Here is a 24,525-nt window from a genome sequence, read left to right as displayed (position 1 = left end):
CGCCGTGCACGTGCTCATGTCCGGTCGTGAAGACCGCTCGCTCCTCCTGACCGGGTGCCCGGCGGATCTGTGACAGGGGCGCGGCGGCCGATGGCACCCGGCACCCGGCACCCGGCACCCGGCACCCGGCACCCGGCAGCGCACGGTGTCACAACAATCGGACTTGTCCTGTCTAGATGTAGTGAGCACGGTGGCGTGCCGACGTCCGCCACCGCCTTCGACGGATACGCAGCGGGGTCAGTGGCCCCTCGACGGAAGAGAACCAGATGAGAGTCGTCGTTGCAGGTGCCACCGGCCTGATCGGTTCCAGGACCGTCGCCAGGCTTCGGGACCACGGGGTGGACGTCGTGCCGGTCTCCCGCAGAGATGGAGTCGATGTCAGCACCGGGCAGGGCCTCGACCGGGCGCTGCGTGCCGCCGAGGTGGTCGTGGACGTCACCGACGCGCCCACACGGAGGCAGGAGGCCGGCACGGCGTTCTTCACCACCGCGACGGGCAACCTCCTCAAGGCCGCCGCCGCGGCGGGCGTCGAGCACTACGTGGCGCTGTCGGTGGTGGGCGCCGACCGGGTCGGCTCGGGCTACTTCCGGGCCAAGGCGGCGCAGGAGGACCTGGTACGACACACCACCGTTCCGTACTCCGTGGTGCGCGCCACGCCGTTCTACGAGTCCGTGGAGGCCGCTGCGACGGCCGGTACCCGGCCCGACGGTGTGCACGTGCCCTCGCTGCTGCTGCGTCCGGTGTCGTCGGACGATGTCGCCGCGGCGGTCGCCCATGTCGCGGTGGGCCCGCCGCTGTTCGGGGTGCTCGAAGCCGCTGGGGCCGACGAGCTCCGGTTCGAGGACTTCACCACCGAGTTGCTGACCTCCCTGGGCCGGCCCGGCCCGGTGATCGCCGACGCGCAGGCCCCGTTCTTCGGCGCGGTGCTCGAGGAGCGGGCCCTCCTTCCCGGGCCGGACGCTCATCTGGGCCACCACACGTTCGCCCAGTGGCTCAAGAGCCGCTGAGTCCGCGGGGCGGCGATGCGTCGTCGCCCGTGATCTCCACCGACCGCCCTGCTGCGCCGCCGTGTCCGCGGCCGGCGTCGCCGGCACCCGCCCCATGACAGGAAGGCCGCCATGAGTGATCCGTCCCGGCCCACTGAGACCTCTGTGATCAGTGAGCTCGACCAGCTACCGGACCGTGACCGCGAGGAGACCGCCGAATGGCAGGCCTCTCTCGACGCCGTCGTGCGGAACGCCGGGCCGGAGCGGGCGGTGTACCTGATGCGGCGGGTGCACGAGTTCGCCGCGGCGTCGGGGACGTCCCTGCCGGGGCTGCTGTCCTCGGACTACATCAACACCGTCCCCGCGGCCGCGCAGCCGGAGTTCGACGGTGACCTGGAGATGGAGTCCAGGATCACCGCGCTCAACCGGTGGAACGCCGCGGCGATGGTCACCCGGGGTTCTTATCTGGGACTGGGCGGCCACATCTCCACCTACGCGTCGGCGGCCTGGCTCTACGAGATCGGGTTCAACCACTTCTTCCGGGGCAAGGACGGCGACGGCTCAGGGGACCAACTGTTCCTCCAGGGACACGCCTCCCCCGGCATCTACGCCCGGGTGTTCCTCGAAGGGCGGCTGAGCAGGGAGCAACTGGACGCCTTCCGGCGGGAGGCGGGCGGTCACGGTCTGCCGTCCTACCCGCACCCGCGTCGGCTGCCGTGGCTGTGGGAGTTCCCGACGGTTTCCATGGGGCTGGGCCCGCTCGGTGCCATCTACCAGGCCCGCTTCAACCGCTATCTGCAGGCTCGCGGCATCAAGGACACCTCCGCCTCGCGGGTGTGGGCGTTCCTGGGCGACGGGGAGATGGACGAGCCGGAGTCGATGGCCGCCCTTGCTCTGGCCTCCCGCGAGGGCCTGGACAACCTGACGTTCGTCATCAACTGCAACCTTCAGCGCCTGGACGGACCGGTACGGTCCAACTCGAAGATCGTCCAGGAGCTGGAGGCACGGTTCCGCGGCGCGGGCTGGAACGTGGTCAAGACCCTGTGGGGCGAGGCATGGGACCCGCTGCTGGGACAGGACACCGGCGGCGACCTGGTGCGGCGCCTGGGAGAGGTACCGGACGCGCAGATGCAGACGCTGGCCGCGCGGGACGCCGCCTACATACGCAAGAACTTCTTCACCGGTGACGCCCTGTCCGCCGTCTCCGCCTCCCTGAGCGACACACAGGTGGTCGAACTGTTCGAGAGCTCCCGCGGCGGACACGAGCCGCTGAAGGTGTACGCCGCCTACCGGGCCGCGGTGGAGCACCGGGGCGCCCCGACGGTGATCCTCGCCCAGACGGTGAAGGGCCACACCCTGGGTTCGGCGTTCGAGTCCCGCAACGCCAACCACCAGATGAAGAAGCTCACGATGGAGCAGTTCCGTGAGATGCGCGACCTGCTGGAGCTTCCCATCCCCGACAGCGCGCTCGCCGGTGACCAGGTTCCGTACTGGCATCCGGGCGAGGACTCGCCGGAGGTGCGGTACCTGCACGAGCGCCGGGCCGCGCTGGGCGGTCCCGCCCCACTTCGGCGGGTGATCGCCAAGCCGCTGCCGGAGCCGTCCGCCAAGCCCTTCGAGGCATTGGAGAAGGGATTCGGCCAACAGGAGGTCGCCACCACGATGGCTCTGGTCCGGCTGGTCAAGGACCTGATGCGCGACAAGCGAAGCGGGGCGCGCTGGGTGCCGATCATCCCCGACGAGGCCCGTACCTTCGGCATGGAGTCGATGTTCCCCACGGTCGGCATCTACTCGCCGCTGGGCCAGAACTACGATCCGGTCGACGCCGACCAGTTGCTCTACTACAAGGAGAGCAAGACCGGTCAGCTGCTCATCGAGGGCATCACGGAGGCCGGTTCCGTGGCCGAGTTCGCCGCCGCTGCGACCTCGTACGCCACGCACGGCGAGCCGATGATCCCGTTCTACATCTTCTACGCCATGTTCGGCTTCCAGCGCACCGGCGACCAGTTCTGGGCGCTCGGCGACCAAATGGGCCGCGGCTTCGTCATCGGCGGCACCGCGGGGCGCACGACCATGACCGGTGAGGGACTGCAGCACGGGGACGGGCACTCGCACCTGCTGGCCGCCACCAATCCGGCGGCGATCAGCTACGACCCGGCTTTCGCCTTCGAGATCGCGGTGATCGTCCGGGACGGTCTGCGCCGGATGTACGGCGAGCGGCCCGAGGACGTCTTCTACTACCTGACCGTGTACAACGAGCCGAAGCAGCAGCCGGCCATGCCGGCGGCGCCGGGTGTCCAGGAGGGCATCGTCCGGGGCATCTACCGGTTCCGGCCCGCCGACCCCGCCGCGGCCGGACCCCGGCTCCAGCTGCTGTCTTCCGGTACGGCCATTCACTGGGCTCTGCGAGCGCAGGAACTCCTCGCCTCCGACTGGAACGTGCACGCCGACGTGTGGTCGGTGACGTCGTGGACGGAGCTGCGCCGCGACGCGATGCGCGCCGACGACGCCCGGATGCGCGGTGAGGAGCGGACCCCGTTCGTCACCCGGGCACTGTCCGGGGCGCCGGGGCCGGTGCTGGCCGTCAGCGACTGGATGCGGCAGGTGCCCGACCAGATCAGCCAGTGGGTCGAGCAGGACTACTACTCCCTGGGCACCGACGGCTTCGGTCTGTCCGACACCCGTGAGGACGTGCGCCGCTACTTCCGCGTGGACGCCGAGTCGATCGTGGTGACCGCACTGGACCGGCTGGCCCGGGCCGGACAGATCCCCCCGGCAGCCGTCGCGCAGGCCCGCGCCCGCTACGGCCTCGACCGGTGAGCGGCAGGGAAACGCGACCGACCCCCTCCACGGCGCACGCCATGGACGACAGGTTCGCAGGGCCCTCGCGCCCTGCCGGGCCGTGAGGAGCTGAACGACATCATGACGGTTACCGTGACCCTGCCGGCCCTCGGCGAGTCCGTCACCGAGGGCACCGTGACCCGCTGGCTGAAACAGGTCGGCGAACGCGTCGCGGCCGACGAGCCCTTGCTGGAGGTCTCCACCGACAAGGTCGACACCGAGATGCCCTCCCCCGCCACCGGCGTTCTGCTGAGCATCGCCGTCGCCGAGGACGAGACCGTCGAGGTCGGCGCCGAGCTCGCCGTCATCGGTACGGCGGACGCAGTCCCGGCGGCCACACCCGCGCCCCCGGCCGAGGCCCCTCAGGCCGCGCCGGAATCGTCTCCGGCGCTGTCTCCCGCGCCGGCACCGGTGCCGGTGCCAGCGCCGGTGCCGGTCGCTCCGTCTCCCGCCGCACGCGTCGCCCCAGAGGAGGCCCCACCCGCCCCCGAACCCACGCCTGCGCCCCCGGTGCCGGCGTCTGTCGCCCCGGTGTCACCCCCGCCCACCGTCCCAGCCACCCCGGCGGCGCAGGCATCCGTGCTGCGCGGTCGGACGGTCCGCATGACCCGCATCCGCAAAGCCATCGGGGACAACCTGAAGCAGGCCCTGCTGGAGCAGGCGCAACTGACCAGCACGGTAGAGGCCGACGTCACCCGGCTGATGCGGCTGCGAAACCAGGCGAAGGACGGTTTCCTGGCCCGCGAGGGCCTCAAGCTGTCCCCGATGCCCTTCTTCGTCAAGGCCGCGGCCCAGGCGTTGAAGGCGCATCCGGTCGTCAACGCCAGGCTCAACGAGGCCGAGGGGACGATCACCTACTTCGACACGGAGAACGTCGGCATCGCTGTCGACACCGAGAACGGGCTGATAACCCCGGTGATCAAGGCCGCCGGCGACCTGACCGTGGCCGGGATCGCCCGGGCCGTCCGAGAGCTGGCCGACCGGGCCCGCAGTGGCCACCTCACCCCCGACGACGTATCGGGTGCGACCTTCACGATCTCCAACACCGGTTCGCGCGGCACCCTGTTCGACACCGTCATCGTGCCGCCGCACCAGGCCGCGATCCTGGGCGTGGGCGCGACGGTCAGGAGGCCAGGGGTCGTGGGCGGCGCCGGAGAGGAGGTCATCGGCATCCGGGACCTGGTGCACCTGTCGTTGTCGTACGACCACCGACTGGTGGACGGGGCGGATGCGGCTCGCTACCTGACCACGGTCAGGGAGATCCTGGAGTCCGCGGCGTTCGAGGACGACCTGTACCCCGACGCCGCGACGTGAGACATGCCGGTGCCGGACGCGGGCCCGCTCGGCGGGAAGGCGCCGGCCGTGTGCCGGCGCCCCTGTGAGGGTGCGGTGGCACAGCCGATGCGGAGCATCATGTTCCGCATCGGCTTTTTCTGGCTGGTACTCGTTCCGGCCGACCAGGAAACGGTCGGTGGTCACCGGTGCCCGGCGCGGAGGAGGCGACCCCGTCGGCGGGCGGGGAGGCCGGCCGCCAGGTCACGCGCCTGAACCCAGGCGGTGACGGCACCGCCCTCCTCCCTGCGGTGCACGGGGACGGACGCGTGGCGCAGGATGGCGTCCATCCGTTCGTCGCCGGACAGGACGAGGCCGTAGAGCGTCACCCAACCGCCTCCGAGCGCATGGTGGCCCAGGTGGTGCAGCAGGCGGGTGCCCAGTCCATGGCCCTGCCAGGAGTCCTCGACGAGAAGCGCGGCCTCGACGGCGGAGTGGTCCGGCATCAGATGGCCCACGGCGACGATGCGGCCCGTGGTGTCCCGTGCGGCCAGGTGGACCGAGCCGGGACGGGCCAGCAGCGCGGGCAGGTAGGTCTGCGGGTCGGGCATGGCCCGGTGGTAGCGGCTCCACAGGGTGTGCGACGAGCAGCGACGATGCATCGCCACGGTGGGAGCGAGGTCGCCGGGGCCTATGGTCGTGATCCGCGGTTCGCGGCGCATGGTCTTGTCCTTGCGCGGCCGGGCCCGGTGCGGAATGCACGCGGGCGGACCGGCGGTCGGGGGAACGGGGTCCGCACACATGGAAGCACGGGACGCCCACGGGACCGGCGTGGACCGAACGGTCCGGGTCAGTCCCGTGGGCGTTGCGCGGAAAGGTCAGCCCACCGAGCGCGCGGCGTCCTCGATGACGGCGGCGACCTTGCCGGGCTGCGAGACGCTCACCGCGTGGGACGCTCGGACCTCCGTGGTGTGGGCACCGGCCCGCACGGCCATGAACTCCTGGGCCTTCGGCGGGATGTTGAGGTCCTGCGTGGCGACGAGAACCCAGGACGGGATGGTCTTCCAGGCGGGCTCTGCCGCGCCTTCGGCCAGGGCGGCGTTGGTGACCGGTCGCTGGGTGACGGCCATCAGGTCGGCCTCGTTACGGGGCACATCCGCCGCGAACTGGTGCCGGAACTTGTCGTTCTGGATGTAGAGGTCGGTGCCCTGAGAGCCGTCGGCGTTCGTGAACGGCACCGGGCGCAGGGCATCGCCGAGGGTGCTGCCCGGGAACCTTCCCGACAGGTCGACCGCGCTCTCCCCCTTCTCCGGGAGGAAGGCGGCCAGGTAGACCAGTGCCTTGACGTTCTTGTTGCCGGTGGCGGCGTTGCTGATGACCGAGCCGCCGTAGGAGTGACCGGCCAGGACGATGGGACCGTCGATGCCGGCCAGTACGTCCTTGAGGTAGGCGGAGTCGCCGCTCAGGGAGCGCAGCGGGTTGGCGACGGCGACCACCGGATAGCCGTCGTGCCGCAGTTCCTTTATGACACCGTTCCAGCTCGTGGAGTCGGCGAACGCACCGTTGACCAGGACGACGGTGGGCTTGGGACCCCGCGAGGGGGCACCCTTGTCGGCGGAGGCCGGGCCGACCGTGGTGACGAGCAGGCCCGCGGCGATCGTGGCGCCGGCCAGAACGGTGAGGGAGGTACGGGCCCGGTGGGTGCGGGAGGTACGGGTCATGTCGAGTGCCTTTCGGGCGGGATCGGTGCGCCGGCTCCCGGAAGCGGAGCGGGCGGAACTGAGGGTTGGTGACCCTGCGCGGCGCGCTGCTGCGGCGCGGGTGTGCATCCGCCGGAGCCGCCGGAGCCGGAGCCGCTGCGGCTGCGGCTGCGGCTGCGGCTGCGGCTGCGGCTGCGGCTGCGGCTGCGGCTGCGGCTGACAGCACGGTCGCCGCTGCGCGGGGAAGGACGACCGCTCGGGCCGCAAGGCGGAGGTATCGCGGGGCGAACGGCCTTGTGCCGCGGGCCGGTTGACTCGGCAGTTCCTTGTGCCGCCTTTCACCCCTATGACCGGATACCTGTCGAAGGTGTGACATGTAGCGACGAGAGGTCCTGGAGTGTGCGCCGGCGATCAGGACCGGTGGCCGCCGCTGATCTCCGTGTACTCGGCCGCCGTGGGTTTGGGAACCTGCGTACCCGAGCCGTACAGGACGCGGCTGAGCCTGACGCGCAGGCGCTGGGTACGGGGCGTGGCGCCGTCCGCGTCCCGCACGGTTGCGGCCTCCAGGGGCCGGTACTGCGTGTGGGCGGTCAGGGAGTGCAGTTGCGCCTGGGTGAGCGGCTCGTGAACCTCGACGTACTCGCCGTGCGGAAGACGCTTGATGATGCCACTCTCACGCCCGTGGAGCACCTTGTCACGGTCTTGCCGCTGCAGGCCCAGTGCCACACGTTTGGTGACGAAGAAGGCCAGGACCGGGACGACGAACAGGCCGATGCGCACGGTCCAGGTGACGCCTTCGACGGAAACGCGCAGGTGAGTGGCTATCAGGTCGTTGGCGGCACCGACGAGGGCCACCGAGTAGACACTGAGCCAGGCCACGCCGAGGGCGGTCCGCACCGGGCGGTCGCGGGGGCGGTCCAGCAGGTGCTGTTCGCGGTCGTCGTCCGTGACCCATGCCTCGAGGAAGGGGTAGGCGCCCATGGCGAGGAACAGGAGCACGCCGATCAGCAGGGGCAGGAAGTTGTCCAGGGCCAAGGTGTGGCCCCAGATCGCGATCTCCCAGCCGGGCATGATGCGCAGAAACCCGTCGGCGACGCCCATGTACCAGTCGGGCTGGGAGCCGGCGGAGACCTGGTCGGGGCGGAATGGCCCGTAGTTCCACACCGGATTGATCTGCGCGACGGCGGCCATGAAGAAGATCACGCCGGACACGAGGAAGAAGTAGCCGCCGGCCTTGACGGCGTACACCCTGAACGGGATACCGACGACATTGGTGTTGGTACGGCCGGGCCCGGCGTATTGCGTGTGACGGTGGCGTACGGCCAGGGCCAGGTGGCCGACGATCAGGGCGACCATCAGTCCGGGGATGATCAGGATGTGGATGGTGTTGAAGCGGGCGATCAGGTCATCGCCGGGGAACTCGCCGCCGAAGAGGAAGAACGACAGGTAGGTCCCGACGACCGGGATCGAGAGGATCGTGCCGTTGACGACCTGCAGGCCGGTTCCGGACAGCAGGTCGTCCGGCAGGTCGTAGCCGGTCAGGCCCCCGAACATGGCCAGGATGAGCAGCAGGAACCCGAACACCCAGTTCAGCTCGCGCGGCTTGCGGAACGCGCCGGTGAAGAAGACCCGCAGCATGTGCACGAACACGGCGGCGACGAAGACCAGCGCCGCCCAGTGGTGAGCCTGGCGAAGGAGGAGACCGCCGCGGACGTCGAAGGATATGTGCAGGGTCGAGTCGAAGGCCTCCGACACCAGCCGGCCCCGCAAGGGGGCATAACTGCCCTGGTAGACCACGGGATCTGAGGAAGGGTGGAAGTAGAAGCTCAGGTAGACGCCGGTGAGCAGCAGGATGACGAAACTGTAGAGTGCGATCTCGCCGAGCATGAACGACCAGTGGTCGGGGAAGACCAGGCGCCGGGCGGAGCGGGCCGCACGGCGGTAGCCGAGTCGGCCGTCCGCCCATTGGGCGAGCCTCTCCCCGGAGCGCCCCTGGCCCGGCTCGGCCGGCCGGCTGTCGTTGACCATCTCTTCACCATTCATTTCTGCATCGCCCCAAGCTCGCTGCGTCTGACGGCGCCGCGGTCCCGGGCACTGCCGTGGGTCCGCGGCAGCGGCGTGTCACGAGGGCTTCCGATCGCCGTGCAGCCGTAGCTGTCCGTGCCGCGACCCAGCCTCGGCACGGGCCGGAGGGACGCACACGTGGCACTGCGGAGCCGACTCGTCCACGGCTGTGCTGTTCGGGCACGGTTCGTGAACTGCTGTCCCAGTCATGACCGGCCAGACGACCCAGGTGTGACACGAGGCGTCGGGCGCCGCCGGTGACCTCCCTCAGGGTCTCGGCACCGGTGCCCGGCCATGAGGCCGGTGGCCTGGGTCGCAGCGACAGGTTGGCACCCCGCTCGCCACCACTGCTGTCACAAGCACGCCCCATGTGCGGTCTTGCTGGACATGCGCCCAGTCACAGCGAGAGCACCGGCCCACCGGCCCCAGACGGATTCCTACGCCGTCACCGCGGAGTTCTACGACATCCTCCAGGCCGACGAGGACGAGGCGCGCGTCCGTCACCTCTACGGTCGCGAAGTCGCGAAGGCCCGTATCGGTGTTCTGGACATCGGTGCCGGTACCGGACGGGTCACGTTGATGAGCCTGGCCGAGTCTCAGGCCGACGTACACGCCGTCGAGCCCGCGCGGGCCATGCGCACGTCCTTGATGACCCGCCTCGCCGCCCTGCCCGCACGGCAGAGGGAGCGGGTGACCGTTCACCCGCACGCCCTGGACGAGGCGGCTCTGTACGCGGTCGCGGACGTGGCCGTCTGCCACAACACGGTCGCCTGTCTCCCGCCGAGTGCGCGGCTCGCGCTCTGGCCTGCGATCGGCGCGGCCCTCGTCCCCGGCGGTTCGCTCTTCCTGGAGCTACCGCCTGCCCGGCTTCCCGCCCGGAACGTGCTGCGCGTCCTGCCCGAGCAGCGGGTCGGCGAGCACGTGTACGGCGGACGCATCGTGATGTCGGCCGCCGGGAACCGCATCCGCACACGCGTCGACTACTGGGTCCGGGGTGTGGAAGGCGTGCTGCGGGAGCACACCGAGAGGTTCTGGATGTGGCCCGCCTCCCGCACTCAGGTGATCGACGACCTGGCACGGCACGGATTCGTCCCGTTGCCGGGCCACGATGATCCGGCCTTCCTGGCGGTGACACTCCGAGCTCCCTGGTGAGCAACGGATCACAGATCCTGGAGATGTCACAACCAGTGTCGTCGACCGGTCTCATGGATGACCGCACCACACGGCTCGCGGTTCGACGGCCGGCGCACCGTCGCCTCCGAACGGTTCAGCCGGTGACCGAACGCCTCCCCATCTCACACGCCCCGCGGAATCTCGCTCAAGCGCACGAGACCGTGCCGAGGAAGGATCATCCATGACGTACGAGTCCCCCACCGTTCTGGACGCCGGACCGTCCGACGGCGTCGACCCGGACGAGTTCGTACGAGCGGCCATGCGCTGGCACTTCGACCCGGCGACAGGCTCCCGCTACTGGCTGGACCGGGCCGATCGGCTCGCCTTCGATCCGCGGCGGGACGTCAAGGGCGTGGACGACCTGATGCTCTTCCCCGACCTGACCGACGAGCTGCGGGACGTCCCGGTGGCGGACCTGATCCCCCGGGGCTACGGAGGCGGCGCCCGGCTCCTCAACGTCTTCGACAGCGGCGGAACGACCGGGGCGCCGAAGCGAGTCGTCCAGCTCGACGACTGGATGCGGCACAGCACGGAGCAGGTCGACCAGCGCCTCCGGGAGCACGGCCTGCCCGTCGGAGCCCAGTGGCTGACCGTGGCACCGACAGGCCCGCATCTGGTGGGTGACGTGCTGCAGCGGGCGGCAGGATCCCTCGGCGGCCCGGGGCTGAGCATCGACATGGACCCCCGCTGGGTGAAAAAGCTGGTCGCCGCGGGCCGGAGCAACGAGGTCGAGTCCTACACCGACCATCTCGTCGAACAGTGCCGACGGATCCTGCTGACCCAGGAGATCGGGGTACTCGCCGCCACCACCCCGCTGCTGGAGCGCTTCGCCCGTGAGGACGACCTTCTGGAGCGGATCAACGGCTCCGTCGAGGCGATCATCTGGGGCGGCACCCACATGGACCCCGACACCCGCCACCTGCTGGGCACGGAGGTCTTTCCCGACGTACCCCTCATCGGCATGTACGGCAACACCATGATGCTCACCGCACTGCTCGAACGGGTCGGTCTCAGCGCCGCTGAGCCCTGCGTGTTCGACCCCGTGTCGCCGTACGTGTTCCTCTCCGTCGTGGACCCCGACACCGGGGAAAGGGCCGAGGTCGGTGAGCGGGGCCAGGTGATCGTCAGCCACGTCAGCAAATCCATGCTCATCCCCAACAACGCGGAACGGGACACGGCCCTGCGCATGCGGCCGGCCGGCGGACAGGCGGGCGACGCCGTCGCGGACGTCGCGCCGGTGCCCACGGTGCAGGGCGAGACGGTGATCGAGGGCGTGTACTGATGACGACTGCCGAGGTCACCGGGCCGGTGTACCTGGACGCGCTGGGTCCCCGCGGTCCGTACCGGACGCGGGTGCCGAGCGCGGTGACGGATGTGTCGGGTGCCGAGGTGGCGCGGCTGAGCCTGGTGCCACCGGTGTACGTCGGCCGGGCGCTGGGCGCGCTGCGCAAGGCCGAGGCGGTGCCGGCCGCCGGCCTCGACGCACTGCTGGCGGCGGCCGGCGAGGAGTTCGCCACCGGCACCGTCGGCGGACTGGGCGTCCGCGAGTACGAACACCTCGTCAGCCGTACCTCCGGCACCCCGCTGACGGTGGTGCGCGCCGCCACACGGGGCACGGCACGGTTCGTCAGCCTGGCACGTTCCTCCGCCGAGCAAGGCAGGCCACGCGGGGCGGTCTCCGACCGGCGGGACCCGGTCCTGGAGGCCGGCCACGCCGTCTGGGCCCGCCGGGGGAACGTGTTCGCCGTCAACGCCTCCGGCAACCATCCCGGTGTCCACCGGCTGTGGCTCGAGGCGCTGGCCCTGGGCTACCGCGTCGCCGTGCGTCCGTCGCGCCGGGAGCCGTTCACCCCGCACCGGCTGGTCGGAGCGCTGCACCGAGCGGGTGTCCGGGAGGACCAGCTGATGCTGCTGCCCACGGACCACCGGACCGCCGACACGCTGATCCGCGGTGCCGACCGCGCGGTCGTGTACGGCGGCGACGAGGTGGTCGCCCGGTACGCCCACGATCCGCACGTGCTGCCCCAGGGGCCGGGCAGGACCAAGATCCTCATCACCGCGGACACCGACTGGCAGGAGCACCTCGACACGATCGTCGGCTCTGTCGCCGACGAGGGGGGCACCGCCTGCGTCAACGCCACCGCCGTCTTCGTCGAGGGCGATCCGGCGCCGCTCGCCGAGGCCGTCGCGGCCCGTCTGTCCCGGCTGCCCGCTCTGCCGCCCGAGGACGCGCGGGCGGTGCTCCCGGTGTGCCCGCTGGACCGGGCACGGGCCCTCGGCTCCTACCTGAGGTCGGTGGCGACGGGGACCCGTGCCTGGCTGGGTGGTGAGGGCCTCGTCGACGACCTCGGGGACGGAAGCGCCGCCCTGCGTCCCGCCGTTCACCAGGTGGTCCGCTCCAGCGCCCCGCAGCTCCGGACCGAACTCCCCTTCCCCTGCGTGTGGGTGGCGCCCTGGAACCGTGCGGACGGTATCGCTCCGCTGCGGGACACCCTCGTGCTCTCGGCGCTCACCCGCGACGACGCGCTGCTCGACGCGCTGCTGGCGGAACCCACCATCGCCAATGTGTACGTCGGTGACCACCCGACCTACTGGATGGCTCCCGGCGTGCCCCACGACAGTTACCTGTCGGACTTCCTGATGCGCAGCAAGGCCGTCGCCGGCGCCCCGTGACCAGGACTTGTCCGGCCGATCATGCGACTGTTCCGCGTCCGGGTCCTTGATGTGCGTATGGGTCGGGTGATTTGACTGATTCCATACGTGATCGTTTGGACGGGTTCTCAATCGACCCGCACTTCGGTGTTCTGGCAGGCGTGCAGCATCCAGGTCCCGTCTGCCTGCTTGGTCATGACGTACAGCGGGGCTCCCTCCGTGTCGCCCTCTGCAGAGTGGTAGATCTGCCGGACCTTGACGGCCGCCACGTCAGGCCGCAGGAACTGCGTATGCACTGCCTCGTAGGTGACCTCGCCGTCCCAGCTCGCGTTGGGCAGGACGGCGCGGGTGAACTCGGCGATCGCATCGAAGCCGATGAGGACCTTGCCGTGGGCAGTCGTCCAGACGGCGTCGGGGTGGAAGAGCGCGAGGAACTGCTCGGCGTCCTTGGCACGCTGAGCGCGTTCGACGGTAGCCACGACCTGCTCGATGGCCTTGATGTCTGCGGTTTCGGTGTTCATGCCGATCACTCTGAAACCTCAAGTCACCTTGAGGTCAAGGGCCGCAGCCGTCGAGATCGCCCGCAAGTCCTTGGTCAGTGGGGCATGAGCAGCATCAGGGCCGTACCCAACGCCATCGCTCCGTCACGGACGTGACCGTACGGGTCCGTCGCGGCGGCGCGGTGCGCGGCGGCGGTGGACCGCAGCAAGGGCATGGGGCGGGTCAACGACCATATGGCACAGGTCAGGAGATACACGGTCAGCAGCCCGGTGACCCCGGCAGCCGACACCGGTGCTCCGGTGGCATGGCCGATGGCTGCGGTGTCGTGCGCGGCCGGGACGCCTCCGGCCAGGGTCTCGTGGGACGGCACCGCCCGGCCGTGGTGTGTGCGCGGCATCCAGGCCATCGCGGCCATGCCAGCCGCGGGCGGCAGCCGGCCGGCGATCTCCGCCGCTCTGTTCGCCGTGCGCCGGCGAAGGGCGGTCAGCGGGAACCACAGTGCGGCGAGCGTGAAGAGGACCGTCGTGGTCCGGCCGGGCAGCGATCGGCCGAGGCTCCAGGGCATCGCCGCCATGGCCACGGACATGGCGAAGTGCAGGAGGTGGTCCACCCGGTCACGGCGTCCCCTCCCCGGTGACCGGACGCCGTGCCACAGTGCGTGCGCTGCCACGAGGGAGAAGAGCACCGTCAGCATGGAGTGGACGACGTCGACGGGAGTATCCATGGGGCGGGGTCAGGCGGCGCTCTCGGCAAGGGCCAGGGGCGCGGCGTCCTGCTTCGCCGCACTCCGTCTGTGAGAGAAGTGGTCCTGCGCTGGCCTCCTGATCGACACTGTGTGCACCTTCCCTGGTCCATGACTGTTCGCAGTCCTGACCGGGCGTGCGGTTGTTTCGTGACATGGCGCGCTCCCAGACGGCATGCCGTGAACTCATCGAGTGCCACGGTGTGCACCCTGAACGGCGTCGCGAATGGTCATGCCAACGACCCCCGACGCTGCCCTCCGCGCCCACTTGTAGCATGGTGCGTGCAAAGCCAGAAGGGATGATCCATGCAGGCTGGCGCCCACCCCGACGCCCTCGATCAAGCGACGAAGGACTTCCTTTCGGCGCGCCCGCGACTCTTCGGCATCGCGTACCGCGTCCTGGGAAGTGCGACGGAGGCCGAGGACGTCGTGCAGGAAACGTGGCTGCGGTGGCAGAACACGGACCGCGCGAAGGTCCACGAACCGGCCGCCTTCCTGACCACCGTGGCCACCCGGTTGGCGATCAACCTGGCCCAGTCCGCACGGGTGCGCCGGGAGTCCTATGTCGGCCCCTGGCTCCCCGAACCCGTCGACACCGCGCAGGATCCGCAGCTGGGCGCGGAGCGGGCCGAGGCCCTGGAGATGGCGGTTCTCCTGCTCCTGGAGAAGCTGAATCCCGTGGAGCGCACCGCCTACGTGCTGCGGGAGGCGTTCGACTATCCCTACGGGCGGGTCTCCGAGATCCTGGAGACGAGCGAGGCCAACGCCCGTCAGCTGGTGAGCAGGGCACGCAGACACCTGGCCGCCGAGCGCAGGGAGCGTGTCACGCCGGCAGCTCATCGGCGGCTGCTGGAGGTGTTCCTCTCCGCGGCGCGGACGGGCGATCTGTCGGTACTGGAGGACGTTCTCACCGCCGACGTCGTCAGCTACTCGGACGGTGGCGGTATCCGCGGCGCGTCCAAGATCCCGGTGATCGGACGCCCCCACGTCTCGCGGTACCTCGTGGCGTTCGCCCCGCGCTTCTGGCCGCAGGCGGACATCCGGTGGGTCGAGGCGAACGGCCTGCCGGCCGTGCTGGTCTCGTCCGGTGGGCAGGCTGTCGCCCTGCTGTCCGCCGACATCTCGACGGAGGGCATCGACCGGCTCATGTGGGTGATGAACCCGGCCAAGCTGGAGCCCTACGTGGCCTCCCTGCGCGACTGACCCGCTGTCGGGCGTCATGCCCGGCCGTCGGCGGGCAGGTGTCACAGGAACGGTTACTTGTCGGTCAACCAGTAGTCCGGACCCCGGACGCCCCGAACCCGAAGACGGACGACGTGACGTGTCGTTTGTCCGCCCTCCGGGCCCCCGGTTACGCGCTCCCGGACGTCTGCCGGGACGCCGTACCCCGACGACATCGGAGTCATGCTGTGACTGAGCGGATCCAGTTGCCCACCCTTTCGACCGAGAAGGACTACGACGGGAACGAGTTCTCGCCCATCTACACGACCACGGTGACCGTCCACGGCGGTGTGGCCTCGCACGGGCGGGCCTCCGGCCGGGCACGCTCGTCCGACGGCGCGCTGGACCTCGATCTGCGCATGCCCCCCGAGCTCGGCGGCGACGGTCAGGGAACCAACCCCGAGCAGCTTTTCGCGGCCGGCTTCGCGGCGTGCTTCCACGGCGCGCTGAGCCTCCTGGCGCGGCAGGAGGCGCTCGACCCCGCGGCCATCTCCGTCGTGGCGACCGTCGCCTTCGGACGGGATCCGCAGGACGGTGGCTATCTGCTGCGCGTCGATCTTGTGGTGAAGTGGCCCGGCGTCGCTCCCGAGACGGCAACGGTCCTGATGGAGAAGGCCGACACGCTGTGTCCGTACGCGCGGATGGCCTGGAAGGGCACGCCGACAACCATCACGCTCGCCTCCTGACCGGCGCCTCCGGCATGAGTCGGCCGTCGCGCCCGGCGGCGGCCGCTCATCGCCGGCACGGCCGGTCAGGACGGGAACCACAGGTCCGCGTCGGCGGCCTCCTCCTTGCGGACGGCGAAGGCGGAGATCTCCTTCTTGTAGAGGCTCTGCGGGGGCAGGGCCGTGACCAGAGGATGGTCCCCGGGCGAGTCACGCGGACGGTCCCGACCGAGGGGTGCGGCTTCGAAGAACTCCGCGTTGACGGACCGGTAGTGCGCCCAGTGCCGCGGCAGATCGTCCTCGTAGAAGATGGCCTCCACGGGGCAGACGGGCTCACAGGCGTGGCAGTCGACGCACTCCGCAGGGTTGATGTAGAGCGTGCGTGAACCCTCGTAGATGCAGTCCACGGGGCATTCCGTGACACACGCCCGGTCCTTGATGTCGACGCAGGGCTGCGCGATGACGTACGTCATCCTCTCCTCCTCCTCGTCGTCGACCACGTCACGGGGCCGACTCGGGCGGCCGTCGGGCTCATGCATACGACCGAGGAGGCCGTTACGTTGTGACACGTGTGATCTCGCTGTGGTCACCACCGCCCTTCCCGGGCATCGGGAGCGGCGGCACCCGTGTCACAGACCGCCGCCTGGCCTGGTCGTAGTCGGTGACCCCAACCGAACACGCCGGGGTCGTCCGTGACGAACAGGGTCTGCGCAAGAGCATTCCCGCCGTCCCGGACGAGATCGTGTCCCTCATGGAAGACGTCTCCACCGATGGAAAGCTCGTCGAACAGCTGTCCCGTCATCCGGCATTCCTGCTTCACGGCTTTTGTCACAGAAAGCGTGCGCACCCGGTCTTTCCTGGTACAGACCCACATCACACCTTTCCGAAAGGATCCCCACCATGAAGGTCGTAGTGATCGGCGGTACCGGACTGATCGGCTCGAAGCTCGTCGCCAAGCTCAAGGAGCACGGTCACGAGGCCGTGCCGGCGGCCCCCAACACCGGCGTCAACACGCTCACGGGCGAGGGCCTGGCCAAGGTCCTCGCCGGTGCCTCGGTCGTGGTGGACGTCTCCAACTCGCCGTCCTTTGCGGACGACGCCGTCATGGAGTTCTTCCGTACCTCGACCACCAACCTCCTCAAGGCGGAGGCGGACGCCGGGGTGACCCACCACGTGGCCCTCTCCGTGGTCGGTACGGAACGGCTCCAGGAGAGCGGCTACTTCCGTGCCAAGCAGGCGCAGGAGGAGCTGATCAAGGACTCGGGAATTCCGTACTCCATCGTGCACGCCACACAGTTCTTCGAGTTCATGAAGGGCATCGCCGACTCGGCGACCGACGGTGACACCGTCCGTCTGGCCCCGATCAAGATCCAGCCCATCTACTCCGACGACGTGGCCGCCGCCGTGGGCCGCACCGCTGTCGGTACCCCCGTCAACGGGGTGGTGGAGGTCGCCGGCCCGGAGGCGTTCCAATTGGACGAGCTGATCCGAAAGGGCCTGGCCGCCAAGAACGACCCGAGGACGGTCGTGACCGACGCGCACGCCCCGTACTTCGGTGCGCAGTTGCAGGAGACCACTCTGCTCCCCGGTCCGGACGCGCACATCGCGGAGACCCGTTTCGCCGACTGGCTCGCGCAGCAGCAGTGAGCCGCCGGGGCGGGCCCCGGGGTCGGGCCCGCCCCCGCGAGAGGGGGCCTGTCATCCGCGCCGCGGCACGCAGGCCCCTTCTTCATGTCCGGCGCGGCTGCGGCCGAGACGCCGAGACGCCTTGGCACCGACAGACACCAACCGCAGAGAAAGCCACTCACCATGCTGATGCAACACGATCAGGCCGTTCCTCCCGGTTCCGGTTCCTACCCGGCGGTGACCGGTATCTACACCATCGACCCGGTCCACAGCTCGATCGGTTTCTCCGTCCGGCACGCCATGATCTCCAATGTCCGCGGGAGGTTCGACCGTTTCGAGGGCCTTCTCAAACTCGACGGCTCCGCCCCGTCCCGTTCCGAGGCGTACGTGAGTGTCCAGACCGACAGCCTGGACACGGGAATCCACGAGCGCGACGCGCACCTGGGGGGACCCGACTTCTTCGACTCCGCGACGTTTCCCCTGATGGTCTTCAGTTCCACCGGCATCGTCCCGCTCGGCGACGAGGAGTTCCGCCTCACGGGCGCTCTGCGCATCAAGGACGTCGAGCTGCCCCTGGGCATCGACGTCGTCTTCGGCGGAGCCGGCGAGGACGCCTACGGGCAGCACCGGGTCGGATTCGAGGGCTCGGCCACCCTGCGGCGTTCGGACTGGGGCCTGGCCTGGAACACGCCGTTGGCGACGGGGGGTGTCCTCGTCAGCGACAAGGTGACTCTGGCCCTGGACATCTCCGCGATACGGGTCGACCGGGACCCGGCGGCCTGACCGGACGCCGGCGTGGGCGGGGCGGTACCCGTTCCGCAACCACCCCGCCCGCCCGTTCCCCTGACCGTGGTCCGCGGCTTCGGCTCCTTCCACCGCCATTACAGCCTGGTCCGGTCACTCGGCCTGCGCTCACGCGGCGGTTTCCGTCGCCTCCGGCGTGCGCACCGTGCGCCGTCGCATGGCGCGGCGCTCCCCTTCCGTCGTGCCGCCCCAAATGCCCTCCACCGGATCCGCGTCCATGGCCCAGGCCAGGCACCGCTCCGTCACGGGGCAACGACGGCAGACGGACTTCGCCTCGTCCGTCTGTATCGCCACCGGGCCACTGTTGATGTTGCCTATCGGGAAGAACAGATCAGGATCTTCGCCTTGGCAAAGCGCCCGTTCGCGCCAATCCATGGAACACCTCCTGCGGTGAGGGACGGATACGGTCTCGGGGGGCGGCTCGTCGTGAGGGAGTGCGAAGACGTGGGTGGGCTCTGCGTCATCGCTCGTCACTGGAAAAGACAGAACGGTCGGCGCGTGTGTGACATCGAGCCGATGCCGCGTCCGACCGCCTCTCTACCTGAACGAGGTGGTTTCCGTGTCTTGCGCCGGCACCGGGACGGCCGCCCCGCCACCTTCATGACCGCCGCGGCCACGCTCCCGCTCTGCGGCCGGCCACCGCGGCCGAACTCCTGGGCGAGTCGTCAGGGGCGAGGGCGGTTCCAGGAGCGCAGTTTGTCGGGGTTGAGGACGACCCAGACCTGGACGACACGGGAGCCGGCGATGTCGAGGGCGATGACTGCTGCGACCCGGTCGTCGAAGCGGGCGACCAGACCGGTGCGCCCATTCACGGGGTGAGTGTGCAAGGTGGTGCGGGGGTGTCGGGCGAGCAGGGTCAGCAGACTTCGGGCGACGCGTTCGCTGCCGATGACGGGCCTCGTCAGCGCGCGGACCTTGCCTCCGCCGTCGAAGAACGCGGTGGCGTCGGGGGTCAGCAGGGACGCCAGGCGGTCGGCGTCCTCGTCGGCGCACGCGTGTCGTACGGCGTGGGCCATCTCGTCCCGCCGGCGTGGCGGCGTCGGCTGTGCGCACCGGGCCCGAATGCTCTGACGGGCCCGGTCCGTCGGCTCGGCGCATTCCGCCTCGGACTGTCCCACGAGGCCCGCGACCGCGCCCGGTGCCGGTACGAAGACGTCGTCAAGCACGAACGCCGCCGTCTCGGCCGGTGACAGCGTTTCCAACGTCCGCAGCAACCCTGCGCCGGCCTCGCCCTCCAGGCCGGTACCGCGCTGTCCCCTCCTCGGCACAGGGCCTTGGGCCTCCTCCCGGCGGCCGGGCAGGGCCAGCAGCGCCAGGCAGATGCCCCCGACGACCTGGGTCAGCCAGGCGCGTGGCGCCGTGATCCGCGCACGCTGGTGATCGGAGAGCCCGTACCACTGCCGGTACGCCTCGTCGGCGACACGCTCGGCCACGACGCGGCTGCCCACCATCCAGTGAGCGACCTCCAACAAGTGCCGCCGCTCATCGAGCAACTCCGCGATCGGCAGGGCGTCACCGACAGGTCCCGTACCGCGCCCTCCGTCCTCGGATGACGACATCGTGTCGCCGAAACACACTTTCATGCCAACCCACCGTCGGTGCCATATTCCACAGCAACGCGGTGAGCCGAGCCGAGCAGGCCGTTTCGGCGGACACTGAGCCGCTCCGATGCAGCATGCGCGCACGGCGCTGTCACAGCTCCCCCCATTGCCTGGTCTATGCGGTGTCGACGGCTTGCGGCAGCATCCGCTCAGGCCTGCGGCGAAGATCCGGCACAAGCTGAGGAAGGACGAGAGGATGCCCCGAAGCACTGACCGGCAGGCCGATCCCGCCGCCACCACCGCGTCGCTGGTGGCGGAGGCGGCGCTGCTCGAGGGCCGGCTGCGCCTGCTGCGAGAGGCGATAAACACGGTGGACGCCCGCATCGAGGCGGTCTCCGAGACCCTCCGGCAACTACAGCACTCGGGGGCTGGGCCCGCCGACGGCCATAAGCACCTGGGCGAGGCAGGCGACACCCGGCTCGATCACTCGGCGACCCGCCGCACCTGACGGATCGCGCGGGCGGATCCGGTGAGTCGTCCCGGCTGTCGACGCGTGCTCTCCGGTGTCCGCCCGCTCCGTTCCCGACCGGCAGGGCCGCTGCATATGATGTCCGGGAAGCATCCCCCCGGTGTTGGGCCGGGCTGACGCCGCCGGCACATCGGCGGCCCCGCCGGAACAAGGGTTGAGGACGAGAGGAACGCATGGGCTCCGTGACCCCCACGGCTCGCAACATCGAGATCACCGCCGAGAGCCTCCGAGAGGACCTGGCCCGGCTGGAGGTCCAGAAGCAGGCGCTCGAGAGGGAACTGTCCGCCGTCACCGCTCACCTGGACTCCGTGCAGCGAGCGCTCAGCGCCCTTCAGGCCCTGATGCCCATGGCCGCTTCGTCGTCCGCGGCACCCGCTCCTGTGGATGTCCGACCGGCGACGGAGCCGGCGCCCGCGCGGCGAGCGACACCCGCGGACACGCCCGAGGACGCCGGTGAGAGCCGGGCGAGGCCCGATCGCACCGACGCCGAGGCCGAGGCCGACAGCGCATCGAAGTACGGCAAACTGACCGAACAGATCCTGGCGTACTTCGCCGAAGTCGCGGACACCGACGTCCGTGCCCGCGATGTCGCCGCCGCTCTGGGCCGTGACACCGACAGTGGCAGCATCAACGCCGTCCGGAGCACCCTCGACCGTCTGGTCGGCACCTCCCGCATTCGCCGTGTCGGCCGCGGTCTGTACCGCGCCGCCAAGCGGCCGTAGAAGGCGGCGGTGGCCCACACCGCGAAAACACGGGCCTTACCTTCCCAGCTGGGTACGGCCAGAACGTGGTAACCCCTGTGCATCAGCCAGGCCGGGAAGCCCTTGATGACCAGGCTCCGGTACTGGAAGATGCCACGTCCCAGCCCCAGCGTGGCCACCACCCCCTGGCTGTAGTGCACGTAGTCCCTGATCGGCCGGCCACGCATTGACGCCAGGATGTTCTTCGCCAGACGCCGGCCCTGACGGACGGCGTGCCGGGCGTCGGGCACCGTGCGGGCATCCGGTCGCCCGGCCGCGAGGTCGGGAACCGAGGCGTCGTCGCCGGCCGCCCAGGCATCGACCACCGCCTCGGTGTCCGTGCCGACCCGGAGATCCGCACGAGCCTGCTGCGCTCGGGCCCGCGCGGAAGGGTCGCCGCGCGGTCGAACGAGGTGAGCAGCCGGTCGCGGATCGCCACGGTCTCCTCGACATGCTTCAGTCCGTACGCCTGAACACCCATCACGCCGGCCCCGGCACCCCCTGCGCATGCCCGAACCCACCACACAGGCACCCTGCCTTCGTGCAACGTGTCCGCCTGGTCCAGGTGCCCGCCGTTCCGTCGGCCCGGCCGACGCGTTCGTCACGCGCTCGTGTGCAGGCTCCAGTGCGCCTCCAAGATCTCGGCCACCTCCGCGGGCCGCTGAAGCAGAGGCCAGTGATTGCAGTCCATCTCGATCACCGCGGAGGCGTGCAGGGAGGCACCGAGCTTGCGCCCGAACTCGATCTGGCAGGCGGGGTCAAGCGCCCCCCAGAAGACCAGGCACGGCGCGGACACTGCGGACAGTCCCGGCTCCCACTCCGCCCCCATGGTCAGAGCCGACCGGTACAGCTTGAGGATGGCATCCTTCATCGGCCCGTCCACGCGGCTCGCCATCTCCCTGGCCAGGTCGATGGGTACGTCGAAGCCGGTCGCCAGATCCTCGGCGAACGGTTCCGCTTGCAGTTCCTCCATGAAGCGGTCGCCTTCGACCTGGTCCTGCCAGATCTTGGCCAACGGGTGCCACTTGTAATCGGAGTTGATCGGCCCGTTGCCTCCGGCCCAGGTACGGACCAGATCGGGGCGCAGATAGGCGACGCGGGCGGTGAGGATGCACCCCCAGTCGTGACCGACCAGGTCCACCGGCTCACCGACCCGCTCCAGCCGTTCGACGAGCCAGTCCACGTACTCCTCCTTCGTGGAGCCGAAGCCGGCCGGGCGCGCCGCACCGAAGCCGGGCAAGTCCCAGGCCTCCACGTCGGTCCGGGTCAGGTGCCGTCGCACGCCGTCCCATACCCGGTGGGTGTCGGGGACGCCGTGAATCAGGATGGCAGGCATGGACAGGTCCCTTTCATCAGTGATCGACGCCTCGCCAACGGCGCCGGAACAACATCTTGTCACACCGTTGTGTTTCGCGAGTTCCCCCAGGGGGTCGCGGTGACAGGCGCGTCCTGATGTCACATGATCCGTGCCTGTCCGGTCTGCACTGCTGAGGGCACCGAAGACGAGCCCGTGGGCCAAGGCATCCCGGGACCGGATGCTCCGTCCGCCGACCGTCACGGACGTCGATCCAGCCCATCTCAGTGGTGGCGATGCGGTGCTGTGTGAGAGGGAGGATGGCGTATGGACCAGGCCGGTGATGCGGTGCCGATCGCGGATCTGCTCGACGAACGACGGCATCTGCTCAATGTCGCCTACTGGATGCTGGGCACAGGCCCCGAGGCCGAAGACGCCGTCACCGAGACCTACCGGCAGTGGTACAGCCTGTCCGATCTCCAGAGAGCACACATCACCGACCCATGTGCCTGGCTGACCGAAACCACCGGCTCCATCTGCCTGGCACGCCTCATCCTGCCCGAGCGACGGCACACGGGTGCGGGCGGGAAGGACGGCGACGCGGCGGCGGGACTCCACCGGGCCCTGGAGGAGGAGATCGGCGAGGCCCTGCTCAACGCCCTGGGCGCCCTCTCCCCCGCTGAACGGGCGGCGTTCGTCCTCAACGACGTCTTCGCCATGCCACCGCGAGCGGTCGCCGGCATCGTGGGACGGACACCACACGAATGCGCCGAACTCGCCGACCGCGCCCGCCGCAGCCTGCGCACCAGCCGCGCACACCCCACCACACCACACCAGCACGACAGGATCGTCCGCGCGGTCCGGCTGGCCTGCACCACAGCCGACGCCACCCACCTGGCGTCCCTGCTGGCACCCGACGCGACCGCGTTCTTCGACGGCGGCGGGAAGGTCCGCGCCCTCACCCGACCGGTGCACGGCAACCAGCAAGTCGCCCGCACCCTGCTCACCCTCCTCACCCCCCGCCCGCACACCACCGTGGACCTCAGCCCCGCCAACGGCCGCACCGCGATCGTCGTACGCCACAACGGCCAGGTCGCCGCCGTCATCAGCTTCGACATCACCGACCACCACGTCATCCAGGTCTGGGCCGTCCTCAACCCCGACAAGCTGCGCACCTGGAACCGCCCCCACACCCACGGCACCTCCGACCTGTAACAGATCGACAGTGGTCGTGGTCTAAGAAGCAGACACGGTTGAAGTCGTTGTGACTTGTTGTGACGCGTCCAGGAGCCGGCCGACGAAACGGACCGTCACACGGCGGCTGTACGAGCGCGTCCGCCGACGGCACCGAAGCACCGATCTGCGGGGAACGGAGACAGAAAGATCATGCACCGTGAGACGCCCTCCACGGAGGGCACCCTGGACGAGGCCGTTTCTGTCTTCGTGGAGCTCCGCCCACGTCTGTTCGGTATCGCGTACCGCGTTCTGGGCAGTGCGACGGAGGCCGAGGACGTGGTCCAGGACGTATGGCTGCGCTGGCAGAGAACGGACCGCTCGGTGGTGGTGAACCCCGTGGCCTTCCTGTCGAGTGCGACGACCCGACTGGCCATCAACGTGGCCCAGTCCGCCCGAGTGCGCCGCGAGACCTACATCGGCCCCTGGTTGCCCGAGCCCGTCGACACGAGCAGCGACCCGGAGGTCGGCGCACAACGGGCCGAGGCACTCGAGCTGGCCCTGCTCATTGTCCTGGAGAAGCTGAACCCGAGCGAGCGGGCCGCCTACGTACTGCGCGAGGCGTTCGACTACGGCTACGCCGAGATCGCCGAGATACTGGGGCTGACCCCTGTCAATGTGAGGAAGATCGTGAGCCGGGCGCGCAAGCACCTCTCGGCCGAGCAGCGGGAGTTCGTGGATACGGTCGAGCACCGGCGGCTCCTCGACGCCTTCGTCTCGGCGGCGCGGACCGGAGACGTCGCGTCATTGGAGGCTCTCCTGGCCCCGGACGACGTCCGTACAGCCGGTGGCAAGTCCCCCGGCCCCACTCGCAGTCGAGAAGACAAGACGCTGGGCGCCCCTCTGCCGGTCCCGGGGTTCGGGGCGTTGCTGGAGGTCGGCTGACCTGTAGGACGGGCGATCCAGGGCTTCATGGGCGGCCGGGTCGGCCGGGTCGGCCG

Annotated in this window: 22 protein-coding genes and 3 pseudogenes; 14 read left to right on the top strand and 11 right to left on the bottom strand. The window is 70.0% G+C overall.

What is annotated here, in order from left to right; genetic code table 11:
* The first annotated feature begins 266 nt into the window (after window positions 1-266).
* The 3 genes from IE318_RS31130 to IE318_RS31120 all read left to right on the top strand — a co-directional run bounded on the left by IE318_RS31130 (window position 267) and on the right by IE318_RS31120 (window position 5,141).
* Window positions 267-1,007, top strand: a complete 741-nt coding sequence (locus tag IE318_RS31130; protein ID WP_189905689.1) for an SDR family oxidoreductase — start codon at window positions 267-269, stop codon at window positions 1,005-1,007.
* 111 nt (window positions 1,008-1,118) lie between these two features.
* A complete protein-coding gene (gene aceE / locus IE318_RS31125) occupies window positions 1,119-3,806 on the top strand; it encodes a pyruvate dehydrogenase (acetyl-transferring), homodimeric type (protein ID WP_189905687.1) in 2,688 nt (895 codons plus the stop codon).
* A gap of 102 nt (window positions 3,807-3,908) precedes the next feature.
* Window positions 3,909-5,141: a 2-oxo acid dehydrogenase subunit E2 gene (locus IE318_RS31120; RefSeq protein WP_189905686.1), complete on the top strand. Its 1,233-nt coding sequence runs from the start codon at window positions 3,909-3,911 to the stop codon at window positions 5,139-5,141.
* Between the two features lie 161 nt (window positions 5,142-5,302).
* Here IE318_RS31120 and IE318_RS31115 read toward each other — a convergent pair whose 3' ends face one another.
* The 3 genes from IE318_RS31115 to qcrB form a co-directional block, all read right to left on the bottom strand.
* Entirely contained in the window at window positions 5,303-5,821 is a 519-nt protein-coding gene (locus IE318_RS31115) for a GNAT family N-acetyltransferase (protein ID WP_189905684.1), read from the bottom strand.
* 156 nt (window positions 5,822-5,977) lie between these two features.
* On the bottom strand, window positions 5,978-6,820 hold the full coding sequence (locus IE318_RS31110) for an alpha/beta fold hydrolase (RefSeq protein WP_189905682.1): 843 nt from the start codon (window positions 6,818-6,820) through the stop codon (window positions 5,978-5,980).
* A gap of 390 nt (window positions 6,821-7,210) precedes the next feature.
* Entirely contained in the window at window positions 7,211-8,827 is a 1,617-nt protein-coding gene (gene qcrB, locus IE318_RS31105; RefSeq protein ID WP_189905680.1) for a cytochrome bc1 complex cytochrome b subunit, read from the bottom strand.
* A gap of 423 nt (window positions 8,828-9,250) precedes the next feature.
* Here qcrB and IE318_RS31100 point away from each other — a divergent pair, with 423 nt between their 5' ends.
* The 3 genes from IE318_RS31100 to IE318_RS31090 all read left to right on the top strand — a co-directional run bounded on the left by IE318_RS31100 (window position 9,251) and on the right by IE318_RS31090 (window position 12,709).
* Window positions 9,251-10,015, top strand: a complete 765-nt coding sequence (locus IE318_RS31100; RefSeq protein ID WP_189905678.1) for a class I SAM-dependent methyltransferase — start codon at window positions 9,251-9,253, stop codon at window positions 10,013-10,015.
* Between the two features lie 202 nt (window positions 10,016-10,217).
* Window positions 10,218-11,318, top strand: a complete 1,101-nt coding sequence (locus IE318_RS31095; RefSeq protein ID WP_189905677.1) for a phenylacetate--CoA ligase family protein — start codon at window positions 10,218-10,220, stop codon at window positions 11,316-11,318.
* Complete coding sequence (locus IE318_RS31090) at window positions 11,318-12,709, top strand: aldehyde dehydrogenase family protein (protein ID WP_189905676.1); 1,392 nt, start codon at window positions 11,318-11,320, stop codon at window positions 12,707-12,709. The genes IE318_RS31095 and IE318_RS31090 overlap by 1 nt, the downstream gene beginning before the upstream one ends.
* 107 nt (window positions 12,710-12,816) lie before the next feature.
* Here the strand turns inward: IE318_RS31090 and IE318_RS31085 are convergent, their stop codons facing one another.
* Both IE318_RS31085 and IE318_RS31080 read right to left on the bottom strand, forming a co-directional pair.
* Window positions 12,817-13,209: an SgcJ/EcaC family oxidoreductase gene (locus tag IE318_RS31085; RefSeq protein WP_051844574.1), complete on the bottom strand. Its 393-nt coding sequence runs from the start codon at window positions 13,207-13,209 to the stop codon at window positions 12,817-12,819.
* 74 nt (window positions 13,210-13,283) lie between these two features.
* A complete protein-coding gene (locus IE318_RS31080; RefSeq protein ID WP_189905675.1) occupies window positions 13,284-13,913 on the bottom strand; it encodes a DUF5134 domain-containing protein in 630 nt (209 codons plus the stop codon).
* A 324-nt stretch (window positions 13,914-14,237) separates the two neighbouring features.
* Between IE318_RS31080 and IE318_RS31075 the strand changes: the two genes are divergently transcribed.
* Entirely contained in the window at window positions 14,238-15,134 is an 897-nt protein-coding gene (locus tag IE318_RS31075) for an RNA polymerase sigma-70 factor (protein WP_189905674.1), read from the top strand.
* Between the two features lie 206 nt (window positions 15,135-15,340).
* Window positions 15,341-15,838, top strand: coding sequence for an Ohr family peroxiredoxin (locus tag IE318_RS31070; RefSeq protein WP_189905673.1), 498 nt, complete (start codon window positions 15,341-15,343; stop codon window positions 15,836-15,838).
* 143 nt (window positions 15,839-15,981) lie between these two features.
* On the opposite strand, the pseudogene fdxA reads toward IE318_RS31070, so the two are convergent.
* Both fdxA and IE318_RS31060 read right to left on the bottom strand, forming a co-directional pair.
* A pseudogene (gene fdxA / locus IE318_RS31065) lies at window positions 15,982-16,290 on the bottom strand (ferredoxin); the annotation flags it as partial.
* A gap of 113 nt (window positions 16,291-16,403) precedes the next feature.
* Window positions 16,404-16,664 (bottom strand): hypothetical protein, encoded by a 261-nt coding sequence (locus tag IE318_RS31060; RefSeq protein WP_189905672.1) that lies wholly within the window; start codon window positions 16,662-16,664, stop codon window positions 16,404-16,406.
* 53 nt (window positions 16,665-16,717) lie between these two features.
* Between IE318_RS31060 and IE318_RS31055 the strand changes: the two genes are divergently transcribed.
* A complete protein-coding gene (locus IE318_RS31055; RefSeq protein WP_189905671.1) occupies window positions 16,718-17,464 on the top strand; it encodes an SDR family oxidoreductase in 747 nt (248 codons plus the stop codon).
* A gap of 165 nt (window positions 17,465-17,629) precedes the next feature.
* A complete protein-coding gene (locus tag IE318_RS31050) occupies window positions 17,630-18,226 on the top strand; it encodes a YceI family protein (RefSeq protein ID WP_189905732.1) in 597 nt (198 codons plus the stop codon).
* Window positions 18,227-18,355: 129 nt separating this feature from the next.
* Here IE318_RS31050 and IE318_RS31045 read toward each other — a convergent pair whose 3' ends face one another.
* Complete coding sequence (locus tag IE318_RS31045) at window positions 18,356-18,622, bottom strand: WhiB family transcriptional regulator (protein WP_189905670.1); 267 nt, start codon at window positions 18,620-18,622, stop codon at window positions 18,356-18,358.
* A 290-nt stretch (window positions 18,623-18,912) separates the two neighbouring features.
* Window positions 18,913-19,806 (bottom strand): sigma-70 family RNA polymerase sigma factor family protein, encoded by an 894-nt coding sequence (locus IE318_RS31040; RefSeq protein ID WP_189905730.1) that lies wholly within the window; start codon window positions 19,804-19,806, stop codon window positions 18,913-18,915.
* Between the two features lie 238 nt (window positions 19,807-20,044).
* Between IE318_RS31040 and IE318_RS31035 the strand changes: the two genes are divergently transcribed.
* Entirely contained in the window at window positions 20,045-20,296 is a 252-nt protein-coding gene (locus IE318_RS31035) for a hypothetical protein (protein ID WP_189905741.1), read from the top strand.
* Between the two features lie 194 nt (window positions 20,297-20,490).
* The gene (locus IE318_RS31030) at window positions 20,491-21,039 is read left to right on the top strand and encodes a hypothetical protein (protein WP_189905668.1); all 549 of its coding nucleotides are present in this window, start codon (window positions 20,491-20,493) and stop codon (window positions 21,037-21,039) included.
* On the opposite strand, the pseudogene IE318_RS45390 reads toward IE318_RS31030, so the two are convergent.
* Together IE318_RS45390 and IE318_RS31025 are read right to left on the bottom strand one after the other, a co-directional pair.
* Window positions 21,006-21,529: pseudogene (locus IE318_RS45390) on the bottom strand (hypothetical protein); the annotation flags it as partial. The gene IE318_RS31030 and the pseudogene IE318_RS45390 overlap by 34 nt on opposite strands.
* 129 nt (window positions 21,530-21,658) lie before the next feature.
* Window positions 21,659-22,393, bottom strand: coding sequence for an alpha/beta fold hydrolase (locus tag IE318_RS31025; RefSeq protein WP_189905667.1), 735 nt, complete (start codon window positions 22,391-22,393; stop codon window positions 21,659-21,661).
* 285 nt (window positions 22,394-22,678) lie between these two features.
* Between IE318_RS31025 and IE318_RS31020 the strand changes: the two genes are divergently transcribed.
* Both IE318_RS31020 and IE318_RS31015 read left to right on the top strand, forming a co-directional pair.
* Window positions 22,679-23,566 (top strand): sigma-70 family RNA polymerase sigma factor family protein, encoded by an 888-nt coding sequence (locus IE318_RS31020; protein ID WP_189905665.1) that lies wholly within the window; start codon window positions 22,679-22,681, stop codon window positions 23,564-23,566.
* Window positions 23,567-23,737: 171 nt separating this feature from the next.
* Window positions 23,738-24,376 (top strand): annotated as a pseudogene (locus IE318_RS31015) (sigma-70 family RNA polymerase sigma factor); the annotation flags it as partial.
* Window positions 24,377-24,525 lie beyond the last annotated feature (149 nt).

The sequence above is a fragment of the Streptomyces spiralis genome, from assembly GCF_014654675.1.
Taxonomy (GTDB): domain Bacteria; phylum Actinomycetota; class Actinomycetes; order Streptomycetales; family Streptomycetaceae; genus Streptomyces; species Streptomyces spiralis.
The sequence above is the reverse complement of the archived record's forward strand: the minus strand, read 5'-3'. Positions and strand labels throughout refer to the sequence as shown.